Source organism: Pseudomonas sp. Pseusp16, from assembly GCF_047324915.1.
GTDB lineage: Bacteria > Pseudomonadota > Gammaproteobacteria > Pseudomonadales > Pseudomonadaceae > Aquipseudomonas > Aquipseudomonas fluorescens_CD.
This window is the reverse complement of sequence record NZ_CP168522.1, coordinates 1,352,319-1,370,848: the sequence shown is the minus strand read 5'-3', so window position 1 is coordinate 1,370,848 and position 18,530 is coordinate 1,352,319. Positions and strand designations below refer to the sequence as shown.

Here is an 18,530-nt window from a genome sequence, read left to right as displayed (position 1 = left end):
TGGCGATGACGCCAGCAAACACGAACCAGGCGCCGGGTACCGTAAGGTAGACCAGGATCGCAACGAGCAGACTGATCAACCAGGAAAAGGCCAACCGCGGGCCTTTCCACATCCCCCTGAGCGGCACGATGAAGACCGCCGGGATTCCATTGGAGCAGCCTGAAAAGCTCGCTCTGTTGATGTCGCAATGGTTGGATAAGATGGGTTGAAGGCGTGCGAAGCCTGCACACGATTAACCGCCGCTGATTGGCACCTGTGACCGCTCGCTTTGGCTAGTCAGTCGCCCATTGATCCCAGGAGCCACTGCCGAAATATCTCCGCAGAGGCAGAACGCTTGCGATGTTTCAGCGATACAAGGAATTCGCCATTGCCAGTCACGCATTCGAAAGACGTAACCCGCTGCAATTCCCCCTTGGCCAGCGCTTCATCAGCCATGAACGTCCACGCCAGGCCGATGCCCATGCCTTGCTGAACGGCCCGATACGCCAACGTCAGCTGGTTGAAGACCGGGGCTTTGTCCCGCGGTATGTAGTCGATGCCAAAGTGGCCGAACCATTGATGCCAGTCCAGACACTGCCAGGCGCAAGTGTCGATTTGCACCAGGTTGGCCTGCGCCAATTGTTCCAGCGTCTTTATCCCCGAGACTTCCAGTGAAGGATGAGCCACCGCATAGACAATTTCCGGCAGCAGGAAATCACTGTCCAGCGAGGGCCATTCGCCAGAACCATAGAGAATGCCCACGTCGAAATCATTGAGGCTGGCCTCATCGAACTCGTTGATCGCGTGGACATGCACGGCGATGTCGGGGTACGCCTTGTTGAATTCGATCAGCTTCGGGAACAGCCAGAACTGGGCCAGGGCGTGGGTCGCCAGCACCGAGACGGCGTTGGACTGATGGACATTGCGAATTCGCGTGACGCTTTGGTACATCGTGGCGAGGAGCACATTGACTGTCATCAGCAACTCATCTCCTGCGCTGGTCAGCCTGACACCCCGTGGTTTGCGCTCGAAAAGCGGAACGCCCATACAATCTTCAAGCTGGCGCATCTGTTTGCTCACGGCACTCTGGGTAAGAAATAGCTCGCCAGCCGCACCCGTGAAGCTGGCATGTCGCCCCACCGCCTCAAACGTGATCAGGGTCTCCAATGGGGGCAAGGTGCGCAGGTAACGGTTGATCAGGATTCTCCTCGGCGGGTGACCATGGCACGACATTCCGCACAGGAATGGGTGGCCAACTTTTTATCGCAGGTTGCGCTTATATACCATGGCTAGAATGCCGCTAAACAGCCTGCCAGAGCAGAGATGATGAATAGCGGGATTTTATTTGCGATATTGGCGGGTGCCATCTGGGGTGGGGTGATTATCGCCCCTTCGTTGCTGCCGGAATTCAATACCGTGCTGATCAGCAGTGTGCGGTTTGCGATGTACGGGCTGATCTCGCTCCTCGTGGCTTTACCGATTGTATCCCGCCTGCTCTCACAGTTGACGCGCCGCGATGCCTTGATGCTGCTTCGTCTTTCATTAACCGGAAACATCCTGAACTACGCGCTGCTGGGCGCTTCCGTACAACTGAGCGGGGTGACTGCGGCCGCCCTCATCAACGGCATGATGCCGGTTGCCATTACCTTTCTGGGGCGTGGCGATACAGGGTCCCTGCCCCTGACAAAGCTCAAGCTGCCCTTGTTGCTGGTATTCCTGGGCATCGTATCGGTCAGTCTGGAACATTCAGGCGCGCGGGCGGTGAGTACCTCGCTGTCTTCCCAGTTGCTGGGCCTTGCCTGCGGATTCAGCGGTGTTGTCTGCTGGTCGTGGTACGCCACCCACAATGCCCGTTATCTCAAACAAAGCCATTTCAACAGCAGCGAATGGTCGACGCTGTTGGGCATCGTGACGGGCGTCGTGGCGGTCGTGTTCGGCATCGCTGCCTTGATGCTTTTCCCGAACCTGGTACCCGCTCAGGTTGAAAGCAGCCGCTGGATGACTTTGCTGTGGGTCTGCCTGTTCCTGGCACTCTGTGGTTCGTGGGTTGCCAATGGGTTGTGGAATGCCTGCTCGCGTCGAATGGCCACGTCGTTGAGTGGCCAGATGATCGTGTTCGAAACGCTGTTTGCCTGTGTATACGGTTTTCTGTTCAGCCAGCGGGTGCCTGGCTTGATGGAGGTGACGTCAATCGTGTTGTTGGTGGGTGGGGTTATCTGGGCGGCGAAGCGTCACCGAATGGTGCCGGTGACACATGCTGAACCGTAGCCGCTGCTGGCCGTTTTCTTCCGGTGCTGATCGGCAATGGGTCGTTTTCTGCCTGTCGCGACGGGCAGCAAACGGCTGTGGATTCAACCGGTCATCCAACAATGTACAAACCTATCAGGGGGATTTCCTGCATCACGGATTAGACCCGCTTCGCGATACCACGAAACTGTGTCATGTTGATTTCACAATCGGTGATGGGTCTGCTCTATGACGCTGCAACAACTCCACTACTTTCTTGCCGCCATCGAGCACGGTACGTTTTCCAAGGCCGCAGAGAGTTTGCATATTTCACAACCCTCGCTTTCCGAGCAGATTCTGCGACTGGAAGAACACCTCGGCACGCATGTTTTTATCCGCACTAACCGCCGGTTGATGTTGACCGAGGCGGGACGGCGCTTGCAGCCTTTTGCCCAAGGAATGGTGACGGCGGCTCGACAGGGTTATGAAGCGGTGCAAGCCGTGCGGGAGTTATCCGGGGGCGTGGCGAGTTTTGGCACCTTCGGTACGGCGCACCATTACTTTCTGACGGACCTGATCGAGCAATTCCGCATGCAGCACCCGGACATGCGCATCAAAATCGTGGGCTACAACTCTTCGGAGATCGCCGAACTGGTCAGCCAGGGCGAGCTTGAAGCGGGTCTGGTCATGCTGCCCATCAAGCAGCAGAACCTCGCGGTGAGCGAGCCGGTGTGGTCGGCCCAGGTAGGCTACATCAGCGCAGACCCTGAGCGGCTGAAAGGTCCTAAAACCATCAGCGACCTGGCCGTGGCGCCCCTGATCCTGACCGAGGCGCGCTGGAGCACTGGCGATCCGATTCGCCGGTTATTGGCGCAACTGGCGGCCAAAGGCGGTGAAGTACTGGACCCGATTATCGAGGTGGAGCATCAGATCACCGGGTTCGAACTCGCGGCACGCGGGCTGGGCGATGTCATTGCGACCCGTCCCATTTTGCACCAGTTGGGCTTCAACGACCGCCTTGGCTGGGTGCCCATTACCCCGCCCATCTTCGAAGTATTCGGTTTCATCCATCGACACGACACCCCCATCTCACCACCCACTCGGGTGCTGATCAACTTGATGCGCAGCCACTTGAGCCGCATCCAGAATCTCTACGCCCATCTGGAATCCATCTAGCCATAGGCGATACCTATAGGACACACATGGCTTAGCCCATTCATCCGTCCATTGCGTGGACGGATACTCAAACCACGGACGCCAACAACAGGCGCTTCCAACGTTCGAGGAATGGGGAGTCATAATGTCCAATCACTATTGCATCATTGGCGCCGGGGCCGCTGGTCTCGCCGCACTGAAGACCATGACCGACGCTGGTTTCCAGGTGGACTGTTTTGAAAAGTCCGGGAACATCGGCGGTCACTGGAACACCGACTACGACGCCCTGCACCTGATCACCCCGAAAAGCAGTTCCTGCTTCGACGGCTTCCCCATGCCGGCGGACTACCCGGTTTATCCGAGCCGCGACCAGGTCAAGGCGTACATGAACGCCTACACCGACACCTTCGGCCTGCGCGAGAAAATCTCTTTCAATACCGAAGTTCGCAGCCTTGTCCCGCTGGGCGAGAACGGCGAAGCCGGTTGGCAAGTGACCCTCGCCGACGGCACCAGCAAGCACTACGCCGGTGTACTGGTTGCCAACGGTCACCTGTGGGATTGCAAGGTCCCGGAGGTCGGCCAGCGCTTTACCGGTGTGTCGATCCATTCCGGTGAGTACCGCAACGTCGAACAGGTGAAAGGCAAAGTATTGGTCGTTGGCTTCGGTAACTCCGGCTGCGACCTGGCTGTGGATGCCGCCCAGGCGCGCCTGGATACCACCATCGTTATCCGTCGCGGCCAGTTGTTCCAACCCAAGACTATTTTCGGCGTGCCGCGTGGCGAGTTGCCTTTCCTCGGGCAATTGCCGCCCGAGCAGCAGAACATGGTCATGAACATGCTGATCATGGCCAGCGTCGGCACACACAAAAATTACCCCGGCATGCCGGCCCCGGAAACTTACGACCTGGATGCGCAGCCGCCTGTGGTCAACACCCTGCTGTTGTACTGGATCCAGCATGGTCGTATCAAAGTCGCTCCGGGGATCGAAAACATCGAAGGCAAAACCGTCACCTTCACCGATGGCAGTCAGGGCGACTACGACACCATCGTCTGGGCTACAGGGTTCAACACTCGCCTGCCGTTCCTCGATGAAAGCTTACTGCACTGGCGTAACGGCGCCCCGCTACGCACCGCGGCGATGACCTTGCCGACCAACCTTGAAGGCCTGTTCTACATTGGCCTGGGCGCGCCGCGTGGTCCGCAATGGCCGGTGTATTGCGACCAGACCAAACTGGTCATGCGTTTCCTCAAGCTGCGCGCCGCCGGCATGAAAGGCCTGGCCGGCAAGTTCGCCAAGCTGCAAGCGGCCGAATCGCGCATCGATATCGTCAAACGCGAATGGCTGAGCAACTACCAGGACACCCAGAGCCAACTGGACGTCATGGAACTGGCCCTGCTGCCCCACTCCCTCCCTGAAATCGCCTGATCGGACGACTACTATGAACAATGCACCTCACTCCAGCGTCATCGTGACCGGCACTTCTTCGGGCATGGGCCAGGCCGTCGCGCAACGCTTTCAAGATGAAGGCTGGCACGTTGTCGCCGTCGATGTAACGCCGAGCCAGCAAGCCCCGAGCGCCCTTTTCTCGCCGGTCGTCGGCGACATTACCCGCGAAGAAGCGCTGACCGGCGCCATCGACGCGGCCCTCGACGGCAAGGCGCCGCTGCGGGCGGTCGTCAACGCGGCGGGGATCTTCCCCACCTCGTGCCTGGAAAGTTACAGCGAGTCGTTGTACCGGAAAATTTTCGACATCAACGTACTAGGCTCATTAAATATCGCCCGCATCGGCACGCGTCACCTGAAAGCGGCCGGCGGTGGTGCCATCGTGTTTTTCGCCTCGGTCGATGCGTTCACCGTCTCCAAAAACCAGCTGCTGTACAGCGCCTCAAAAGCAGCGGTGGTGGCAATGACACGCTCCCTGGCCATCGAACTCGCCGACCACAACATTGTGGTGAACGCTCTCGCACCTGGCTGGGTCGACACTGAAGGGACCCGAGCCGGCGGGCGCATCGAAGCCGCCATCGAGTCCATCCCCTTGAAACGCGCGGCGCGCGTTGAAGAAATCGCAGATTGGGTCTGGCAACTGAGTGCCAAACCTTCCTACATCACTGGCGAATCGCTGTGCATCGCCGGCGGTGTGTTCATGCGCTGACCTGAGCGCAGGCCCCACGCGCCAGACGTGGGCCTGCTCCTCCTATTGACTGCTGCCTCACTAACAAATACTACAGAGGGCAATATCATGGGCGAATTACACGCTACCGCGATTCCTGAGTTTTCCAGCAATGATGCGCCAGTCGAGCAATCGCGCAAACGTCTGTCAAAAGCCGTCATCGGCGTGACACTTGGCAACATGGTCGAATGGTTCGACTTTGCGCTGTACTCCTCGTTGGCAGGCATCATCGGCAAAACGTTTTTCCACTCTGAAAATCACGCCACTCAACTGATGGCGATCTACGCGACTTTCGCCGCCGGCTTTCTGATCCGTCCGCTGGGTAGCGTGATCTTTGGCCCAATCGGCGACAAATACGGGCGTCGTACCGCGTTGTCCCTCAGTATTTCGCTGATGGCCATCGCGACCTTCACCATCGCCTTGATTCCCGGCTATACCAGCATCGGGATATTCGCGCCCATTCTCCTGGTACTGATGAGACTGCTACAGGGTCTTTCTACCGGCGGCGAATACGGCGGTTCCTGCACCTTCATCGCTGAGCACAGTCCGGACAAGCGCCGCGGCTATTTCACCAGCTGGCTGGAGTTCGGCAACATCTCAGGTTTCCTGATCGGCGGTGCCGTGGTCAGCCTGTTTACCCTCGCGCTGGGTGAACAAGCCATGAGCGAATGGGGCTGGCGTGTACCTTTCGCCATCGGTGGTGTGCTCGGCCTGATTGCGCTGTACCTGCGACTGGGCCTGGAAGAAACCCCGGTGTTCAAGGAAATCCAGAAGAACGAAGCGCTGCAAAAGTCGACCTCAGGCGAGAAAACCAGTCTCTTCAGCCTGATGGTCAGCGAGTGGCCACAGATGCTCAAGTGCATGGGGCTGGTGACCGTGTTCAACGTCACCTACTACATCGTGCTTGGCTACATCCCCGGCTACCTGGAAAACGTGCTCGGCTACAGCAACAGCTTCAGCCTGTCCCTGGGGCTGGCGGCCACCCTGTTCATGCTCGTACTGATCCCCGTTTCCGGCCATATGGCTGATCGTTTCGGCCGTAACCGCATGATCATCTGTGGCTGCGTGCTGTTGATCGTGATGGCGTTCCCCTGCTTCATGCTGCTGCATACCGGACAGGTCGGTTTCCTGTTCGCAGCCTTGCTGACGCTAACCCTGTCGCAACTGTTTTTTGAAGGTGCGATGCCCGCGACCCTGACTTCACTGTTCGGTGCTCGAGTGCGCTACAGCGCTCTGGCCATCAGCTACAACATTGCTGTCTCGCTCTTCGGCGGCACCGCCCCGCTGATCAACACCTGGCTAATCTCCACCACCGGCAATCAGATGATTCCCGCCTGGTACCTGATCGCCGGTGCAGTGGTCGGCCTGATTTCGATCCTGTTCGTCAAGGATTCCACCGGTAAACCCCTCCCAAAATGAGACACGACATGACCAGCAAAACAGCATCGCGGCAAAACATTTCTTCGGGCGGCCAGTATGAATCGGTGTTCGGTTATTCCCGTGCGGTACGCGTGGGCAACCATCTGCACATTTCCGGCACCTGCGCATCGCCCGACTACGAACACAGCAATGCCTATGAACAGGCCCAGGCCATTCTCGGCACGGTCAAAAAAGTCCTGGCCGAAGCCGAGATGAGTGTTGAAGACGTAGTGCGCACAGTGGTGTACCTGCGCGACATCAACGATGCCGCGATTGTGGCCAAGGCCCACAGCGAAGTGTTCGACGGCATCCGCCCGGCCAGCAGCCTGATCCAGGTGGACTCGATGTTGCGACCTTGGCAGAAAGTTGAAATCGAAACCTACGCCATCGTCGCTGACTGAAAGTTCGCGATTCACCACAGAGGCCGCGACCCTGTCGCGGCCTTTTTTTGACCCGCAAAAAGGCTGACCCCATCATGATCAAAGCTGCCGAGTTAGTTGTGAAGTGTCTGGAAAACGAAGGTGTGGAGTACGTGTTCGGTATTCCCGGTGAAGAAAACCTGGACCTGCTGGACTCACTTTCGCGCTCATCAATCAAGCTGGTCCTGACCCGTCATGAGCAACCTGCGGGTTTCATGGCCGCAACTTATGGCCGCCTCACCGGCAAGACCGGTGTGTGCCTGTCCACCCTCGGTCCTGGCGCAACCAACCTGGTAACTGCCAGTGCCTACGCCTATCTGGGTGGCATGCCGATGATGATGATCACCGGCCAGAAACCGATCAAGAAATCCAAGCAAGGTCGTTTCCAGATTCTCGACGTGTGCGCCATGATGGCGCCGCTCACCAAGTACACCCACCAACTGGCCTCGGCAGATAACATTCCTTCGCGCATCCGCGAAGCTATTCGCCTGGCCGAAGAAGAGAAACCGGGCTCGGTGCACCTGGAGCTTCCCGAGGACATTGCCGCCGAGTACACCGAGAGCACGCCCATAGCCCCAAGCCTGAACCGTCGCCCGGTAGCCGAACACAAGGCCATCAGCGCCGCCGTCGCCAAGCTCGAAGCTGCGCGCAGCCCGGTGCTGGTGATTGGTGCCGGCGCCAACCGCAAAATGACCGCGCGGGTCTTGCGTCAACTGATCGAAAAAACCGGCATCCCATTCATCACCACCCAGATGGGCAAGGGTGTTGTGGATGAGCGCCATCCGCGCTTCCTCGGCAACGCGGCGCTGTCGGCGGGTGATTTCGTGCATCGCGCGCTGGAATCCGCCGACCTGATCGTCAACATCGGCCACGACGTGATCGAGAAGCCGCCCTTCTTCATGGTCCGTGGCGGGACCGAAGTGGTGCACATCAGCTTCCGTTCCGCCGAGGTCGACCCAGTGTACTTCCCGCAGATCGAAGTGGTGGGCGACATCGCCAACGCCGTCTGGCAAATCAAGGAAAGCATCGAAGTGCAGCCCACCTGGGACTTCGAACGCCTGCTGACCATCCGCGAAGCCAATGAGGCCCATGTCGCAGAAGGCAGCGACGACGCACGCTTCCCGGTGTATCCGCAACGCCTGGTGGCGGACCTGCGCGCAGTACTACCATCCGATGGCATCGTCGCCCTGGACAACGGCATCTACAAAATCTGGTTCGCCCGCAACTACAAGGCCTATATGCCGAATACGGTACTGCTGGATAACGCCCTGGCGACCATGGGTGCGGGTCTGCCTTCAGCCATGGCCGCACGCCTGGTATACCCCGACACGCCAATCGTGGCAGTTTGCGGCGACGGCGGGTTCATGATGAACAGCCAGGAAATCGAAACCGCCGTAAGACTGAACATGAACCTGGTCGTCATCATCCTGCGCGACGACGCCTACGGCATGATCCGCTGGAAGCAGCAACAGATGGGCTTCATTGACTTCGGTCTGGACTACGGCAACCCCGACTTCGTGCGCTACGCCCAGAGCTACGGCGCCCACGGCCACCGGGTAGAAAGCGCAGCGAGTTTCGCCCCGCTGGTCACCCAGTGTCTGCAATCCCCAGGTGTTCACGTGATCGACTGCCCCGTGGATTACTCGGACAACGAACAGATTTTGCTGCATGACATCAAAACCCTGAGCGCCAGCGTCTGACACAAGATCGCAGCTTCGTTACGCTCGACAGCCACTACAGAAAGTAAATCCCTGGAGGAGCTGTCGAGTGAAACGAGGCTGCGATCTTGTTTTCTAATCGCCTATAGGCAAAAGACCCAACGCCTTACGCGCCCGGGCAATGGACGCCGGTGCAATGCCGGCAAACAGGTTTGCACCGCTTTTTACCAACCCGGTGCACCGGGCAATACCCACCATGGCCTCCAGGTATTTAAGCGCCACCGTCGACGAATCCACTACCGGAACTTCCGTGCCCTGCACCTGCCGATAACCGGCACGGCGCAACAGCGGCCCATAATAAGCGCAGCCCACCAAAATGACGTCCGCACCCTCGGCGATGCATTGATGCGCCACTGCTTCCAGCCTCGGAATAAAGCGTTCAGCCGGCGAATGTGTAGCCTCAAGCAGCAATTGGGCATCCGAAAATGGCTGGATCGAGCGCACCGGCCGGCGGATGCAACGCTCGGTCAGACCATAGCCGATGATATCCCGCTCGATGGTCACGGCGGTTTTCTCCGACACGGTGATTACCGCAAATCGCTGTCCCATGGTGAGCGCAGCCAGCATCGACTGCTCGCCGACCGATGCCACCGGGATATCGAGCATTTCCCTGGCTTCCCACAGTGGATCGTTCCAGCAACCGAGGAACACCCCGTCATAACCGTCGGATTGAGCCTTGATTGCTGCCTCCACCATCAATACAGAGTTCAGATGCTCGGCGTACAGCGAACGGGTAAAACCACCGCTGTTGTCGAGGAAGCGAAAATCAAGCTCCGTACCTCGCGCCAGCGTGCTGCAGACTGTGTCGTGGATGGCGTTCCACAAAGGTTCAAGAGCCGAATTGCGGCCCGTGGGATGAATCCAGCAAAGCTTCATGAAGTGGCATTCCTGTCGGACAGAAGGACCAGCGAATTAAGTCGCCGGTTGGAAGGGGCACGATACTGGGTGCATCGAATACGGAGTGCCGTGGAGCATTGTTGCGCTCTTCACGCGAGGGGATGAACAGGACGTTTCCAGTACGTTGTATAGGCGATGCCTATATCTGAAAGTGTCGGTTTTCACCGACCATTTTCGGTCGCTTGCGTTTGTTTTAGACAGACAGAAGTCGGCTATTTGTCGCCTGTAGCCACCGTCCGCTTCGGGTCGACTGCGGCCCCTAGCCAGAGGCAGAAATCGGCCAGAAGCGATCATCCCTGACCGCTAGCAACCACCCTTATGATTACACGGTACGGGTTACTGGCCTGACGCCTGTGTATGGAGTGCCGAAAACAAAAAAACAAACCAAAACGACTCATTGTCCACAGTGACTTCCAACTGCATTAATCAAAAAAGAGAGGACTACTTGACCCGCCTCAAACTTTTAGCGTCAGACCTGACTGTTTCAATGCCGACCATCTCCCGGGCAACGAGATCCTCGTAGCGCTCTCTCTGACGCACAACTTGATAGTGCTCGCCCGTGACCACCACTTCAGCTGGACGAACTTTCGAGTTGTATTGGCTGGCCATGCTCATTGCGTAGGCACCCGCCGAAAAAATGGCCAGGGTGTCATGCTCCGAAAGTGTCGGCAGTGGACGCGACAGCGCTAGAAAGTCCCCTGTTTCACAAATCGGCCCAACCACATCCACCGACGACAATGACGTCTCTGGCCGGACCTGCGAAGGATTGGTCGCATGCGTCCAGTGCCCGTTGAAATGGTCGTATCGAATCGGCCACGTGGCGTGGTGGGCACCGTACAGCGTGGGTCTGAGCAAGATGTTCATGCCGGCATCGACAATGACGATCTGACGGTCCCAACCGTCCTTGATGTATTCGACGCCGGTCAACAGCACGCCGGCATTGGCGCTGATAGAGCGGCCAGGTTCGATCACGAACCGCAGGCCTCGCGCCTTGAGCCCCAGCAATCGGTGACAGATGACGCTGCCCATTTCCTGCAATGAAATGCTATCGGAATGGGAACTTTCGTATATGGCTGGAAAGCCACCACCGATATTGATCGTTTCGACGCTGCCGCCCGCCTGTTCCACCTCATCCAGCAGCTTCTCGATGACATCAATGCAAGCCAGATAGGATGCGCTGTCATGGATAGGCGAGCCAATGTGTGCATGGATTCCGACAACGTCGACGTTGCCGTACAAACCCGCCGCGTAAAGCCGCGCCGACCGTGTCACCGGAATGCCGAATTTGGTCTGACGTCCTCCCGTGGAGGTTTTTTGCGGGGTATCGCGGTCAGCAACGTCGGGGTTGATCCGGATAGAAACCCTTGCCCTGCAACTGCACTGGCCGGCAATGGTATCGATCCTTGCCAGTTCACCTTCGGACTCGACATTGAACTGGTAGACCCCCGCCTCCAGTGCATATCTGATTTCGTCTGCAGACTTGCCTACACCGGCAAACACAATGGAGTCGGGACGAGCACCGGCCAACAGGGCCCGATATATTTCGCCGCCACTGACGACATCCAGACCCGCGCCTTGCTCCACCAGAAATTTCAGGATGCTCAAGTTGCTGCAGCTTTTGACCGAGAAACAAATCAGCGGATCAATCATAAAAAAAGCGTCACGCATGTTTTGCAAATGCAACGCCAAGGTACTCAATGAATAGACAAACAACGGTGTACCCAACTTTTCAGCCAGGCTTTCCAGGTCCACCCCTTCAGCATGCAGAACACCTTGTTTGTAGCTAAACCCATCCATTCGAACCTCTCTGAAACACGACAGTTAAATAGTCATTGCATGTTTTTTTAATGTCATTCATACGCCGAGGCGTCACCGAATCAATTCAACCTGCCGCCCTTGTGCAAGTAAGCGATGACGCCGCCGGCAATGCCCCACATGCCATAACCCACTTCACTGACTTTCCAGCCCAGCCGGCCAAACGTTCTGTAATTCATCGTGTTATCCATAACCACCAATAATCCAGGGCACTTGCTTAAATACTGAACTTGCTTGCTGGCTATTATCTGCAACGTACAGTCAGATTAAAAATATCAATTTATTCATTATCGATTCATATCTGATATGGTTAAACCCTCCCCATCACCGAGGCAAGGATCGCCATGGCAACGCTGAATTTCAGGCATATCGAGATATTCTGGGCCGTCATGACGACCGGTAGCGCGACAGCCGCCGCAGCCCTGCTGCGCACCTCCCAGCCGACAATCAGCCGAGAACTGGGCAGGCTTGAGTCGGTGACCCAGTTGACGTTGTTCAAACGCGCCAATGCCAAACTGATCCCGTCCGAACAAGCGCTGATGCTCTTCGACGAAGTCAAAAGGGCTTATTTTGGCCTTGAGCGGATAGCCAAAGCGGCTGACGCCATTCGCCAGTACAAGCACGGGCAAATCACCATCGTTTGCCTGCCTGCTTTCTCCCAGGCTGTGGCGCCCACTGTCTGCAAACATTTCCTCGATCAGTATCCCGGCGTGGGAGTCAGCATCACTCCCCAGGACTCTCCCCTGCTCAACGAGTGGCTTTCTTCACAGCGCTTTGATCTGGGGCTTATCGAGGACACCATGGCCCCCCGTGGCACAGACCTGGAGACCATCTTCACGTCGGACATTGTCTGCATCTTGCCCACCGGCCACCGACTGTGTAAAAAAGCCGTCCTGTTCCCCGAGGACTTTGAAGGCGAACACTTTATTTCTCTGGCGACCAACGACCCCTATCGCAACAAGATCGACAGTTTTTTCGACAGCCTCGGAATCAACAGACAGTTGGTGGTTGAAACGCACAGCGCAGCGGCGGTCTGCGCGACAGTGGCCCTAGGGGTCGGCATTGCAATCATCAACCCGCTCACAGCACTGGCCTACGCCAAACTTGGGCTGACAATTCGCGGGCTGTCACTTTCCATTCCGTACACCGTCAGTGTTGTTCGCCCGCAGCATCGCCCCTATTCGCCGCTGGTCGACAACTTCATCAGCTCATTGAGGCATTGCTGCCAGGTGCTGACCAGTCAACTCCAATCAATCACTGACAGCGAAAACAGACCGCACCCAGACCAGTGACAGCTCACCCGGTCTTATCGAAGCGAGCTCTGGAGAAAGCCGGGGCAATGTGCTGCAGCGACTCGCCAAGAACCGCCCAGGACAGCCACTCCCCCAAGATAAACGACTCATCCGGGCTCATGGTGTAGACGCATTTTTTAGCGGCATGGAGATGGGGTCCAGGGACGGAAAATGCGCTGCCACGCACTCGGCAATTTCCTCCCTTGCCGAGCGGCCGACGGGCTCCAGTTGGGTCCCCATATACGGTCATTCCAGTACTGTTTGCACGAAACCTTGGAATTGGCCAACACGCCCTCATAACATTGGCTATACCCAACATCTCCGAGAGGAAGGACAGACCATGACCAGACAAACCGAAACTGCCATTCTCGCCGGCGGCTGCTTCTGGGGCATGCAGGATCTGCTACGGCGCTATCCCGGTGTGCTGCACACGCGGGTCGGTTATACCGGCGGCGATGTGCCGAATGCCACCTATCGCAACCATGGCAATCACGCTGAAGCCATCGAGCTCGTCTTCGACCCTGGCGTGATCAGCTACCGGCAGATTCTTGAGTTCTTCTTCCAGATACACGACCCCAGCACGCCCAACCGTCAGGGCAATGATCTTGGCCCCAGCTATCGTTCAGCGATCTACTACCTCAGCGAACAGCAACGCGACGTCGCCGAAGACACCGCTGCCGATGTCGATGCTTCACGCCTGTGGCCAGGCCGGGTAGTCACCGAAATCGAACCGGCGGGGCCTTTTTGGGAAGCGGAACCGGAGCACCAGGACTACCTCGAACGCATACCGAATGGCTACACATGCCACTTCATCCGCCCGAACTGGAAGCTTCCCAAGCGCACCTGAGAGTCGCGCTTGTGAGATGCAGAGGTGCCCGCCCCGAACCTTTCGAAGTGGTCATGGTGCTGCCGGGCCCGTCGCTATTCGACGAGGCACTGCAGGACGTCTTCGGGGTAAACGCCGCACACGCTTATTGCGTGAAACGCAGCTGAGCGTGGTCACTGTCGCCAATGAAGTCGGCTACTCCAGCCCCAGTCACTTCGCCCCTGTATTTCGCAAGCACACCGGTCTTTCCACAAGCGACTACCGGCGCCAGCGTCAGGGCTCTGCTGGCCGCAGATAGGGCTCGATAAAGCCGCAGCCCAGGATCTCGTTCAGGCGTTGCGCATCGTTCATTCGGCGAAACAGTCCAATAGTCTTCCAAGGCGCGTGACCATCGACATTGGGCGCTCCCAATCCGGCCAACAGGTCGGCGATCAGTATTGATCGGGTCTCGAAAGAGATGCGTGTCAGCCCGGTGCTATTGCCGACGCCGGCATGGGCATGAGCCCCGGAAAAGGCGATCAGACTCCCCGGAGCGATATCGACGGCAATCCCCTCCTGCGGGTCGATCGCTTCCAGCAGGTGCGGAATGGCTGCGTCGGCATCCACGGTATTGCGGCCGTCTCGATGGGATCGCTGCAAAATGGCGCGCATATCGAAATCTGCGCTCGAATTACCCAGCGGTCGCTGCCAGAGGCCTGGATACAAGGCGACGGTACGCCCTGCCGCGATGGGATAGATGGGCGCCCACCAGTTGGTTTGCGCATAGATATTCGACCCCCAGGTATCGCGGTGAAACGCGATGGTGGCCGTCGTGCGGGCACGCGGCGTCGACAGCCCTGGCTCGCAATGCGGCTGAAAACGCAAATGCAGGCGATCGCACGCCAGGGTATCGGGGGCGATGCCAAGGCTTTGCACGACGTCCTGCCAGCGCTGCTGGACCTCAGCCGAGCCTGCGAAGTCGCTCTGAATTTTCGCAAAGCGCTCAGTCTGCTCAGGGTGGCTCAAATGGAGATGGATCTGTTGCGGCGGCCAGGGATGCAGCGCGTCTTCGAGGAACGCACGTGTATATTCCACCAGCGCCGTCATGGGCTGCAGGTCAGTGAAGCGAATGATCTCGCCAGCATAGATCCGGTCATGCAATTGGCGAGCGGTGCTCGGTGTGGCAAGCGAGCTGTACATGACTGGAAGTCCCCTGAAGGTGCGCCCCTGACTTTAGATCCACGCCGATTGTGGCGAAAGTGGCAGGTGGGGCGAAAAAGCGCGGATCAGGCCCTGGGGACGTGAGCAACAGGCGACCTTCAAGCCATGAATGGGGCGTTTATGGCAGTTCCTGGCAGGCAGTTAACGGCCATGAGCAGTAGGTCGCAGATGTCCACTAAATCAGGGACGACTCAATCATTAATGCCCGGAGGTGGCTCAGGCAAATCGAGAGTCACTTGGTCTGATTCGACGGATAAAGACCGGCAAGCCGCGCTATCACGACACCCACATAAAAGACGCCTGAAAACTCTTCGACCATCACAAGTGAGCGGGCGTGGTTGGTCAACGGGAGAACATCACCGTAACCGGTGGTCGTGAGCGTCGTGAGGCTGAAATAGATCAGTTTGAAGAAGGTGCCGGGCTGTCCGAAGTCGAGGTGGGCAGGGCCGAATGAGCCAGCGCTGGATATCTCGACCAGGGCATAGACGAAGGACCAGACGAAGGCCAGCATGATGTACCCCGCAAGTGCGCCATGCAGCTTGTCGGCGGTAATCGGTCCGCGTTTGAGAATATAGCGAAGCACCCCGCTAAACGAGACGGCAAGAGACGCCGCATAAGATATCCCGGCAAGAAAAAGAATCGCGACACTCTCAGCCCACAACGCCGCCCATTGAAGGCCAACCCCAAGTAATGCCAGGCCCAGTTTGAGGATGAACCCCCGCTGAGTCTGCCTGGTGGCAAAAGCGCCCACGAGCAGCACGGTTGAAAACAGAATGCCAAGCGATGTGCGGGCAAATAGACCTTCCTCAAGAAAGGGAAACAGGAGGATCAATCCTAACAAGAGCAGCAATAGATAGGTGCAGGGCCCTCGCCCTATTACCATCTGACCTAAATCCTCGTCGGATTCGGCTTTATCTTGCGGATTTGTCATACCGGTTTCCCAGAGATTGAATTAACGCTCGAGACTTGACGCTGCAGTTTTGAAATCTGGCCTGGCTTTAGAATTGTCGGCAGTGGAATTCTAGTCGCGAATGCAGGTGAGAGGATTCAGCCCGACAGCCATGGGGCGATTTCTACCCTTCACGACAGGCAGAAATCGACCAGGAGCCCTCCCCTAAGCGGCCCGCTGTCGCTTGGGACTCTTCAAAATGATGCCGTAATAAAGGCACATCTCGCTAATAGCCAACATAGACACGTACTCGCCGCAAAAATCCCTCCTGACAAGCACGATAATTAGCCAGCTAATTGTTAACGAAAATCTGAACTATTCATTTGAGTTTTCAGATTCTTTCGTCGTGCGGCCTGTGCCTAACATCGGCTCCACAGCGAACCAGTCTCGGTATCGCTCAGTGGGATCAGATGACGCAGAGACCCGGATCCGAAGTCCCCTGCTGCCGCTGACCATTGATCGCCAAGCCGTCTGGTGCCGTCGAAGTGCTTTTGCACCAGGCCCTGGGATTTTTGAGGATCACCGATGAAGCTGGAAATCTTTCGCACGCTGTGGGGTTACACCGCCAGCAAGGCTCAGGCGCTCGATGAGTTGCTGCGGGCGGGCTTTGATGGCATGGAAGCACGCCTGCCACTGGACGCCGGTGAACGGGCTGAGTTTGGCGCGTTTCTAGAGGCCAATCGCCTGGGCTATATCAGCACCGTCTTCACCGCGTACGACGTACTGCCCGACCAGTCGGCAACGCCTGCAGTGCACCTCTATGACCTGGACCGCAAGCTCGCCCTGGCCGCCGAACTCGGTCCACGCTTCGTCAACGTACTGGCGGGCAACGACCGCTGGTCCTTGCCACAACAAGTGGATTTTTTTGGCCAGGCACTGGATCTGGCGCGCAAGCACGGCCAGGTCTGCAGTTTCGAAACCCACCGCTCGCGTTCGCTGTTCAACCCCTGGGTAACCCTGGAGTTGATCCGGCAACTGCCCGATCTGTTGTTCACCAGTGACATCAGCCATTGGGTGGTGACCTGCGAGCGTCTGTTGAACGACCCGGCCGATGACCTGAGCGCTTTCGTCGAGCGGGTTCACCATATCCAGGCGCGGGTCGGTTACGACCAGGGCCCGCAGGTTCCGCACCCGGCGGCCCCCGAATATGCAAAAGAACTGGCGTTCCATCAGCAGCACTGGGAAAGCATCTGGCGCTCGCAGCAAGCCCGTGGTTACCAGGTCAGCACCCTGACCCCGGAATTCGGCGCCGACGGCTACCTGCATCATTTGCCCTTCACCAATGTCCCGGTCGCCGACCTGTGGTCATTGAACGTGTGGATGGGCCAGACCGAGCGCGAACACTTCGAGCGTTTCCACCACAAAAGCCATCCTTAGGGAGCCGATGCGTCATGCCTGACAATAAAAACAACAGCGCCAGCACTGACACACACAAAGCCAACTTCAATAGCATCCCGGTGGTCGACATCGCCGGTCTGTTCAGCGTTGAACTGGAACACCGCCTGGCCGTGGCCGAACAATTGGGGCGTGCCGCCAGCGAAGTCGGGTTCCTCTATATCACCCATCACGGCATCGACCCGCAACTGATCGCCAACCTGCGCAAGGCGGCCAAGGACTTTTTCGACCAGCCCTTCGACACCAAGATGCGGCACTACATCGGCACCTCGCAAACCCACAAGGGCTTTGTACCCGAAGGCGAAGAGGTCTATTCCAAAGGCAAGCCGGACCACAAGGAAGCCTTCGACGTCGGCTTCGAAGTCCCGGCCGATGACCCGCTGGTGCTGGCCAATACGCCATTGCTGGGGCCCAACGACTGGCCGCAGCTGGCAGGTTTCAAGGCATCGGTGCAGGCCTACTATGAAGCGATCTTCGCCCTGGGCCGGCGCCTGTTCGGCGGCTTCGCCCTGACCCTGGGCCTGGACGAAAACTATTTCGACAGCCTGGTCAGCCGTCCGCCGTCCAAGCTCCGGCTGATCCACTACCCCTACGACGGTGCGGCCCATGACGCACCGGGTCTGGGCGCCCATACTGATTACGAGTGTTTCACCATCCTCCTGGCCGACAAACCTGGCCTTGAGGTGATGAACAACCTTGGTCAATGGATCGATGCACCACCGATCGCCGATGCCTTTGTGGTCAACATCGGCGACATGCTGGAAGTGATGACGGCAGGCGCATTCGTTGCCACTGCGCACCGGGTGCGCAGCGTGAAGGAGGAGCGTTATTCCTTCCCGCTGTTTTATGCCTGCGACTATCACACCCAGATCAAACCACTGCCCGGGTTCGCCCAGGCCGGCAACGACTACGAAGAAATCACGATCGGCGAACACATGTATGGCCAGGCGCTGCAGACCTATCAGTATCTGCGCCAGAGGGTGGCCAACGGGGAAGTTCAACTGCCAGGCAAGGCACGCAAGCCCGCCAGTTTCGGACATTTGAAAAATCAGGCTCAACTGTCCTGATT

Annotated in this window: 17 protein-coding genes; 12 read left to right on the top strand and 5 right to left on the bottom strand. The window is 57.8% G+C overall.

The genetic code is table 11. From position 1 onward, the window contains the following. Positions 1-276 precede the first annotated feature (276 nt). Positions 277-1,212 (bottom strand): LysR substrate-binding domain-containing protein, encoded by a 936-nt coding sequence (locus ACEN8Q_RS05965; RefSeq protein ID WP_413704723.1) that lies wholly within the window; start codon positions 1,210-1,212, stop codon positions 277-279. Between the two features lie 90 nt (positions 1,213-1,302). Between ACEN8Q_RS05965 and ACEN8Q_RS05960 the strand changes: the two genes are divergently transcribed. From ACEN8Q_RS05960 to ACEN8Q_RS05930, 7 genes are all read left to right on the top strand, one after another. Further along, positions 1,303-2,247 (top strand): DMT family transporter, encoded by a 945-nt coding sequence (locus ACEN8Q_RS05960; protein ID WP_413704722.1) that lies wholly within the window; start codon positions 1,303-1,305, stop codon positions 2,245-2,247. A 207-nt stretch (positions 2,248-2,454) separates the two neighbouring features. Next, a complete protein-coding gene (locus ACEN8Q_RS05955; protein WP_413704721.1) occupies positions 2,455-3,381 on the top strand; it encodes a LysR family transcriptional regulator in 927 nt (308 codons plus the stop codon). Between the two features lie 124 nt (positions 3,382-3,505). Next, on the top strand, positions 3,506-4,786 hold the full coding sequence (locus tag ACEN8Q_RS05950) for a flavin-containing monooxygenase (protein WP_413704720.1): 1,281 nt from the start codon (positions 3,506-3,508) through the stop codon (positions 4,784-4,786). Positions 4,787-4,799: 13 nt separating this feature from the next. Beyond that, on the top strand, positions 4,800-5,513 hold the full coding sequence (locus ACEN8Q_RS05945) for an SDR family NAD(P)-dependent oxidoreductase (RefSeq protein ID WP_413704719.1): 714 nt from the start codon (positions 4,800-4,802) through the stop codon (positions 5,511-5,513). 87 nt (positions 5,514-5,600) lie between these two features. Then, entirely contained in the window at positions 5,601-6,950 is a 1,350-nt protein-coding gene (locus tag ACEN8Q_RS05940) for an MFS transporter (RefSeq protein WP_413704718.1), read from the top strand. 8 nt (positions 6,951-6,958) lie between these two features. Then, positions 6,959-7,351 carry a Rid family hydrolase gene (locus tag ACEN8Q_RS05935; protein ID WP_008062571.1) on the top strand — a complete coding sequence of 131 codons (393 nt, stop codon included), beginning with the start codon at positions 6,959-6,961 and terminating at the stop codon, positions 7,349-7,351. 74 nt (positions 7,352-7,425) lie between these two features. Then, positions 7,426-9,069, top strand: coding sequence for an acetolactate synthase large subunit (locus ACEN8Q_RS05930; RefSeq protein WP_413704717.1), 1,644 nt, complete (start codon positions 7,426-7,428; stop codon positions 9,067-9,069). Positions 9,070-9,162: 93 nt separating this feature from the next. Here the strand turns inward: ACEN8Q_RS05930 and ACEN8Q_RS05925 are convergent, their stop codons facing one another. Continuing rightward, complete coding sequence (locus ACEN8Q_RS05925) at positions 9,163-9,963, bottom strand: aspartate/glutamate racemase family protein (protein WP_413704716.1); 801 nt, start codon at positions 9,961-9,963, stop codon at positions 9,163-9,165. Positions 9,964-10,425: 462 nt separating this feature from the next. Next, positions 10,426-11,781, bottom strand: a complete 1,356-nt coding sequence (lysA, locus tag ACEN8Q_RS05920) for a diaminopimelate decarboxylase (protein WP_413704715.1) — start codon at positions 11,779-11,781, stop codon at positions 10,426-10,428. Positions 11,782-12,143: 362 nt separating this feature from the next. Here lysA and ACEN8Q_RS05915 point away from each other — a divergent pair, with 362 nt between their 5' ends. From ACEN8Q_RS05915 to ACEN8Q_RS05905, 3 genes are all read left to right on the top strand, one after another. Further along, positions 12,144-13,091: a LysR family transcriptional regulator gene (locus ACEN8Q_RS05915; RefSeq protein ID WP_413704714.1), complete on the top strand. Its 948-nt coding sequence runs from the start codon at positions 12,144-12,146 to the stop codon at positions 13,089-13,091. A gap of 340 nt (positions 13,092-13,431) precedes the next feature. After that, positions 13,432-13,938, top strand: coding sequence for a peptide-methionine (S)-S-oxide reductase MsrA (msrA, locus tag ACEN8Q_RS05910; RefSeq protein ID WP_413704713.1), 507 nt, complete (start codon positions 13,432-13,434; stop codon positions 13,936-13,938). Next, positions 13,883-14,215: a helix-turn-helix domain-containing protein gene (locus ACEN8Q_RS05905; protein ID WP_413704712.1), complete on the top strand. Its 333-nt coding sequence runs from the start codon at positions 13,883-13,885 to the stop codon at positions 14,213-14,215. Before msrA ends, ACEN8Q_RS05905 begins: the two co-directional genes overlap by 56 nt. On the opposite strand, the gene ACEN8Q_RS05900 is transcribed toward ACEN8Q_RS05905, so the two are convergent. Next, on the bottom strand, positions 14,191-15,096 hold the full coding sequence (locus ACEN8Q_RS05900; RefSeq protein WP_413704711.1) for a hypothetical protein: 906 nt from the start codon (positions 15,094-15,096) through the stop codon (positions 14,191-14,193). The two genes, ACEN8Q_RS05905 and ACEN8Q_RS05900, sit on opposite strands and share 25 nt — an antisense overlap. 253 nt (positions 15,097-15,349) lie before the next feature. Further along, a complete protein-coding gene (locus tag ACEN8Q_RS05895) occupies positions 15,350-16,048 on the bottom strand; it encodes an ion channel (RefSeq protein WP_413704710.1) in 699 nt (232 codons plus the stop codon). A gap of 543 nt (positions 16,049-16,591) precedes the next feature. Between ACEN8Q_RS05895 and ACEN8Q_RS05890 the strand changes: the two genes are divergently transcribed. Next, positions 16,592-17,443, top strand: a complete 852-nt coding sequence (locus ACEN8Q_RS05890; protein ID WP_413426943.1) for a sugar phosphate isomerase/epimerase family protein — start codon at positions 16,592-16,594, stop codon at positions 17,441-17,443. Positions 17,444-17,457: 14 nt separating this feature from the next. Next, positions 17,458-18,528 (top strand): isopenicillin N synthase family dioxygenase, encoded by a 1,071-nt coding sequence (locus ACEN8Q_RS05885; protein WP_413426945.1) that lies wholly within the window; start codon positions 17,458-17,460, stop codon positions 18,526-18,528. Positions 18,529-18,530 lie beyond the last annotated feature (2 nt).

What these genes read in the sequence shown, in the direction of transcription:
- ACEN8Q_RS05965 (WP_413704723.1), bottom strand. Translation starts at nt 1,212, where the DNA reads ATGTCGTGCCATGGTCACCCGCCGAGGAGAATCCTGATCAACCGTTAC.
- ACEN8Q_RS05960 (WP_413704722.1), top strand. Translation starts at nt 1,303, where the DNA reads ATGATGAATAGCGGGATTTTATTTGCGATATTGGCGGGTGCCATCTGG.
- ACEN8Q_RS05955 (WP_413704721.1), top strand. Translation starts at nt 2,455, where the DNA reads ATGACGCTGCAACAACTCCACTACTTTCTTGCCGCCATCGAGCACGGT.
- ACEN8Q_RS05950 (WP_413704720.1), top strand. Translation starts at nt 3,506, where the DNA reads ATGTCCAATCACTATTGCATCATTGGCGCCGGGGCCGCTGGTCTCGCC.
- ACEN8Q_RS05945 (WP_413704719.1), top strand. Translation starts at nt 4,800, where the DNA reads ATGAACAATGCACCTCACTCCAGCGTCATCGTGACCGGCACTTCTTCG.
- ACEN8Q_RS05940 (WP_413704718.1), top strand. Translation starts at nt 5,601, where the DNA reads ATGGGCGAATTACACGCTACCGCGATTCCTGAGTTTTCCAGCAATGAT.
- ACEN8Q_RS05935 (WP_008062571.1), top strand. Translation starts at nt 6,959, where the DNA reads ATGACCAGCAAAACAGCATCGCGGCAAAACATTTCTTCGGGCGGCCAG.
- ACEN8Q_RS05930 (WP_413704717.1), top strand. Translation starts at nt 7,426, where the DNA reads ATGATCAAAGCTGCCGAGTTAGTTGTGAAGTGTCTGGAAAACGAAGGT.
- ACEN8Q_RS05925 (WP_413704716.1), bottom strand. Translation starts at nt 9,963, where the DNA reads ATGAAGCTTTGCTGGATTCATCCCACGGGCCGCAATTCGGCTCTTGAA.
- lysA (WP_413704715.1), bottom strand. Translation starts at nt 11,781, where the DNA reads ATGGATGGGTTTAGCTACAAACAAGGTGTTCTGCATGCTGAAGGGGTG.
- ACEN8Q_RS05915 (WP_413704714.1), top strand. Translation starts at nt 12,144, where the DNA reads ATGGCAACGCTGAATTTCAGGCATATCGAGATATTCTGGGCCGTCATG.
- msrA (WP_413704713.1), top strand. Translation starts at nt 13,432, where the DNA reads ATGACCAGACAAACCGAAACTGCCATTCTCGCCGGCGGCTGCTTCTGG.
- ACEN8Q_RS05905 (WP_413704712.1), top strand. Translation starts at nt 13,883, where the DNA reads ATGGCTACACATGCCACTTCATCCGCCCGAACTGGAAGCTTCCCAAGC.
- ACEN8Q_RS05900 (WP_413704711.1), bottom strand. Translation starts at nt 15,096, where the DNA reads ATGTACAGCTCGCTTGCCACACCGAGCACCGCTCGCCAATTGCATGAC.
- ACEN8Q_RS05895 (WP_413704710.1), bottom strand. Translation starts at nt 16,048, where the DNA reads ATGACAAATCCGCAAGATAAAGCCGAATCCGACGAGGATTTAGGTCAG.
- ACEN8Q_RS05890 (WP_413426943.1), top strand. Translation starts at nt 16,592, where the DNA reads ATGAAGCTGGAAATCTTTCGCACGCTGTGGGGTTACACCGCCAGCAAG.
- ACEN8Q_RS05885 (WP_413426945.1), top strand. Translation starts at nt 17,458, where the DNA reads ATGCCTGACAATAAAAACAACAGCGCCAGCACTGACACACACAAAGCC.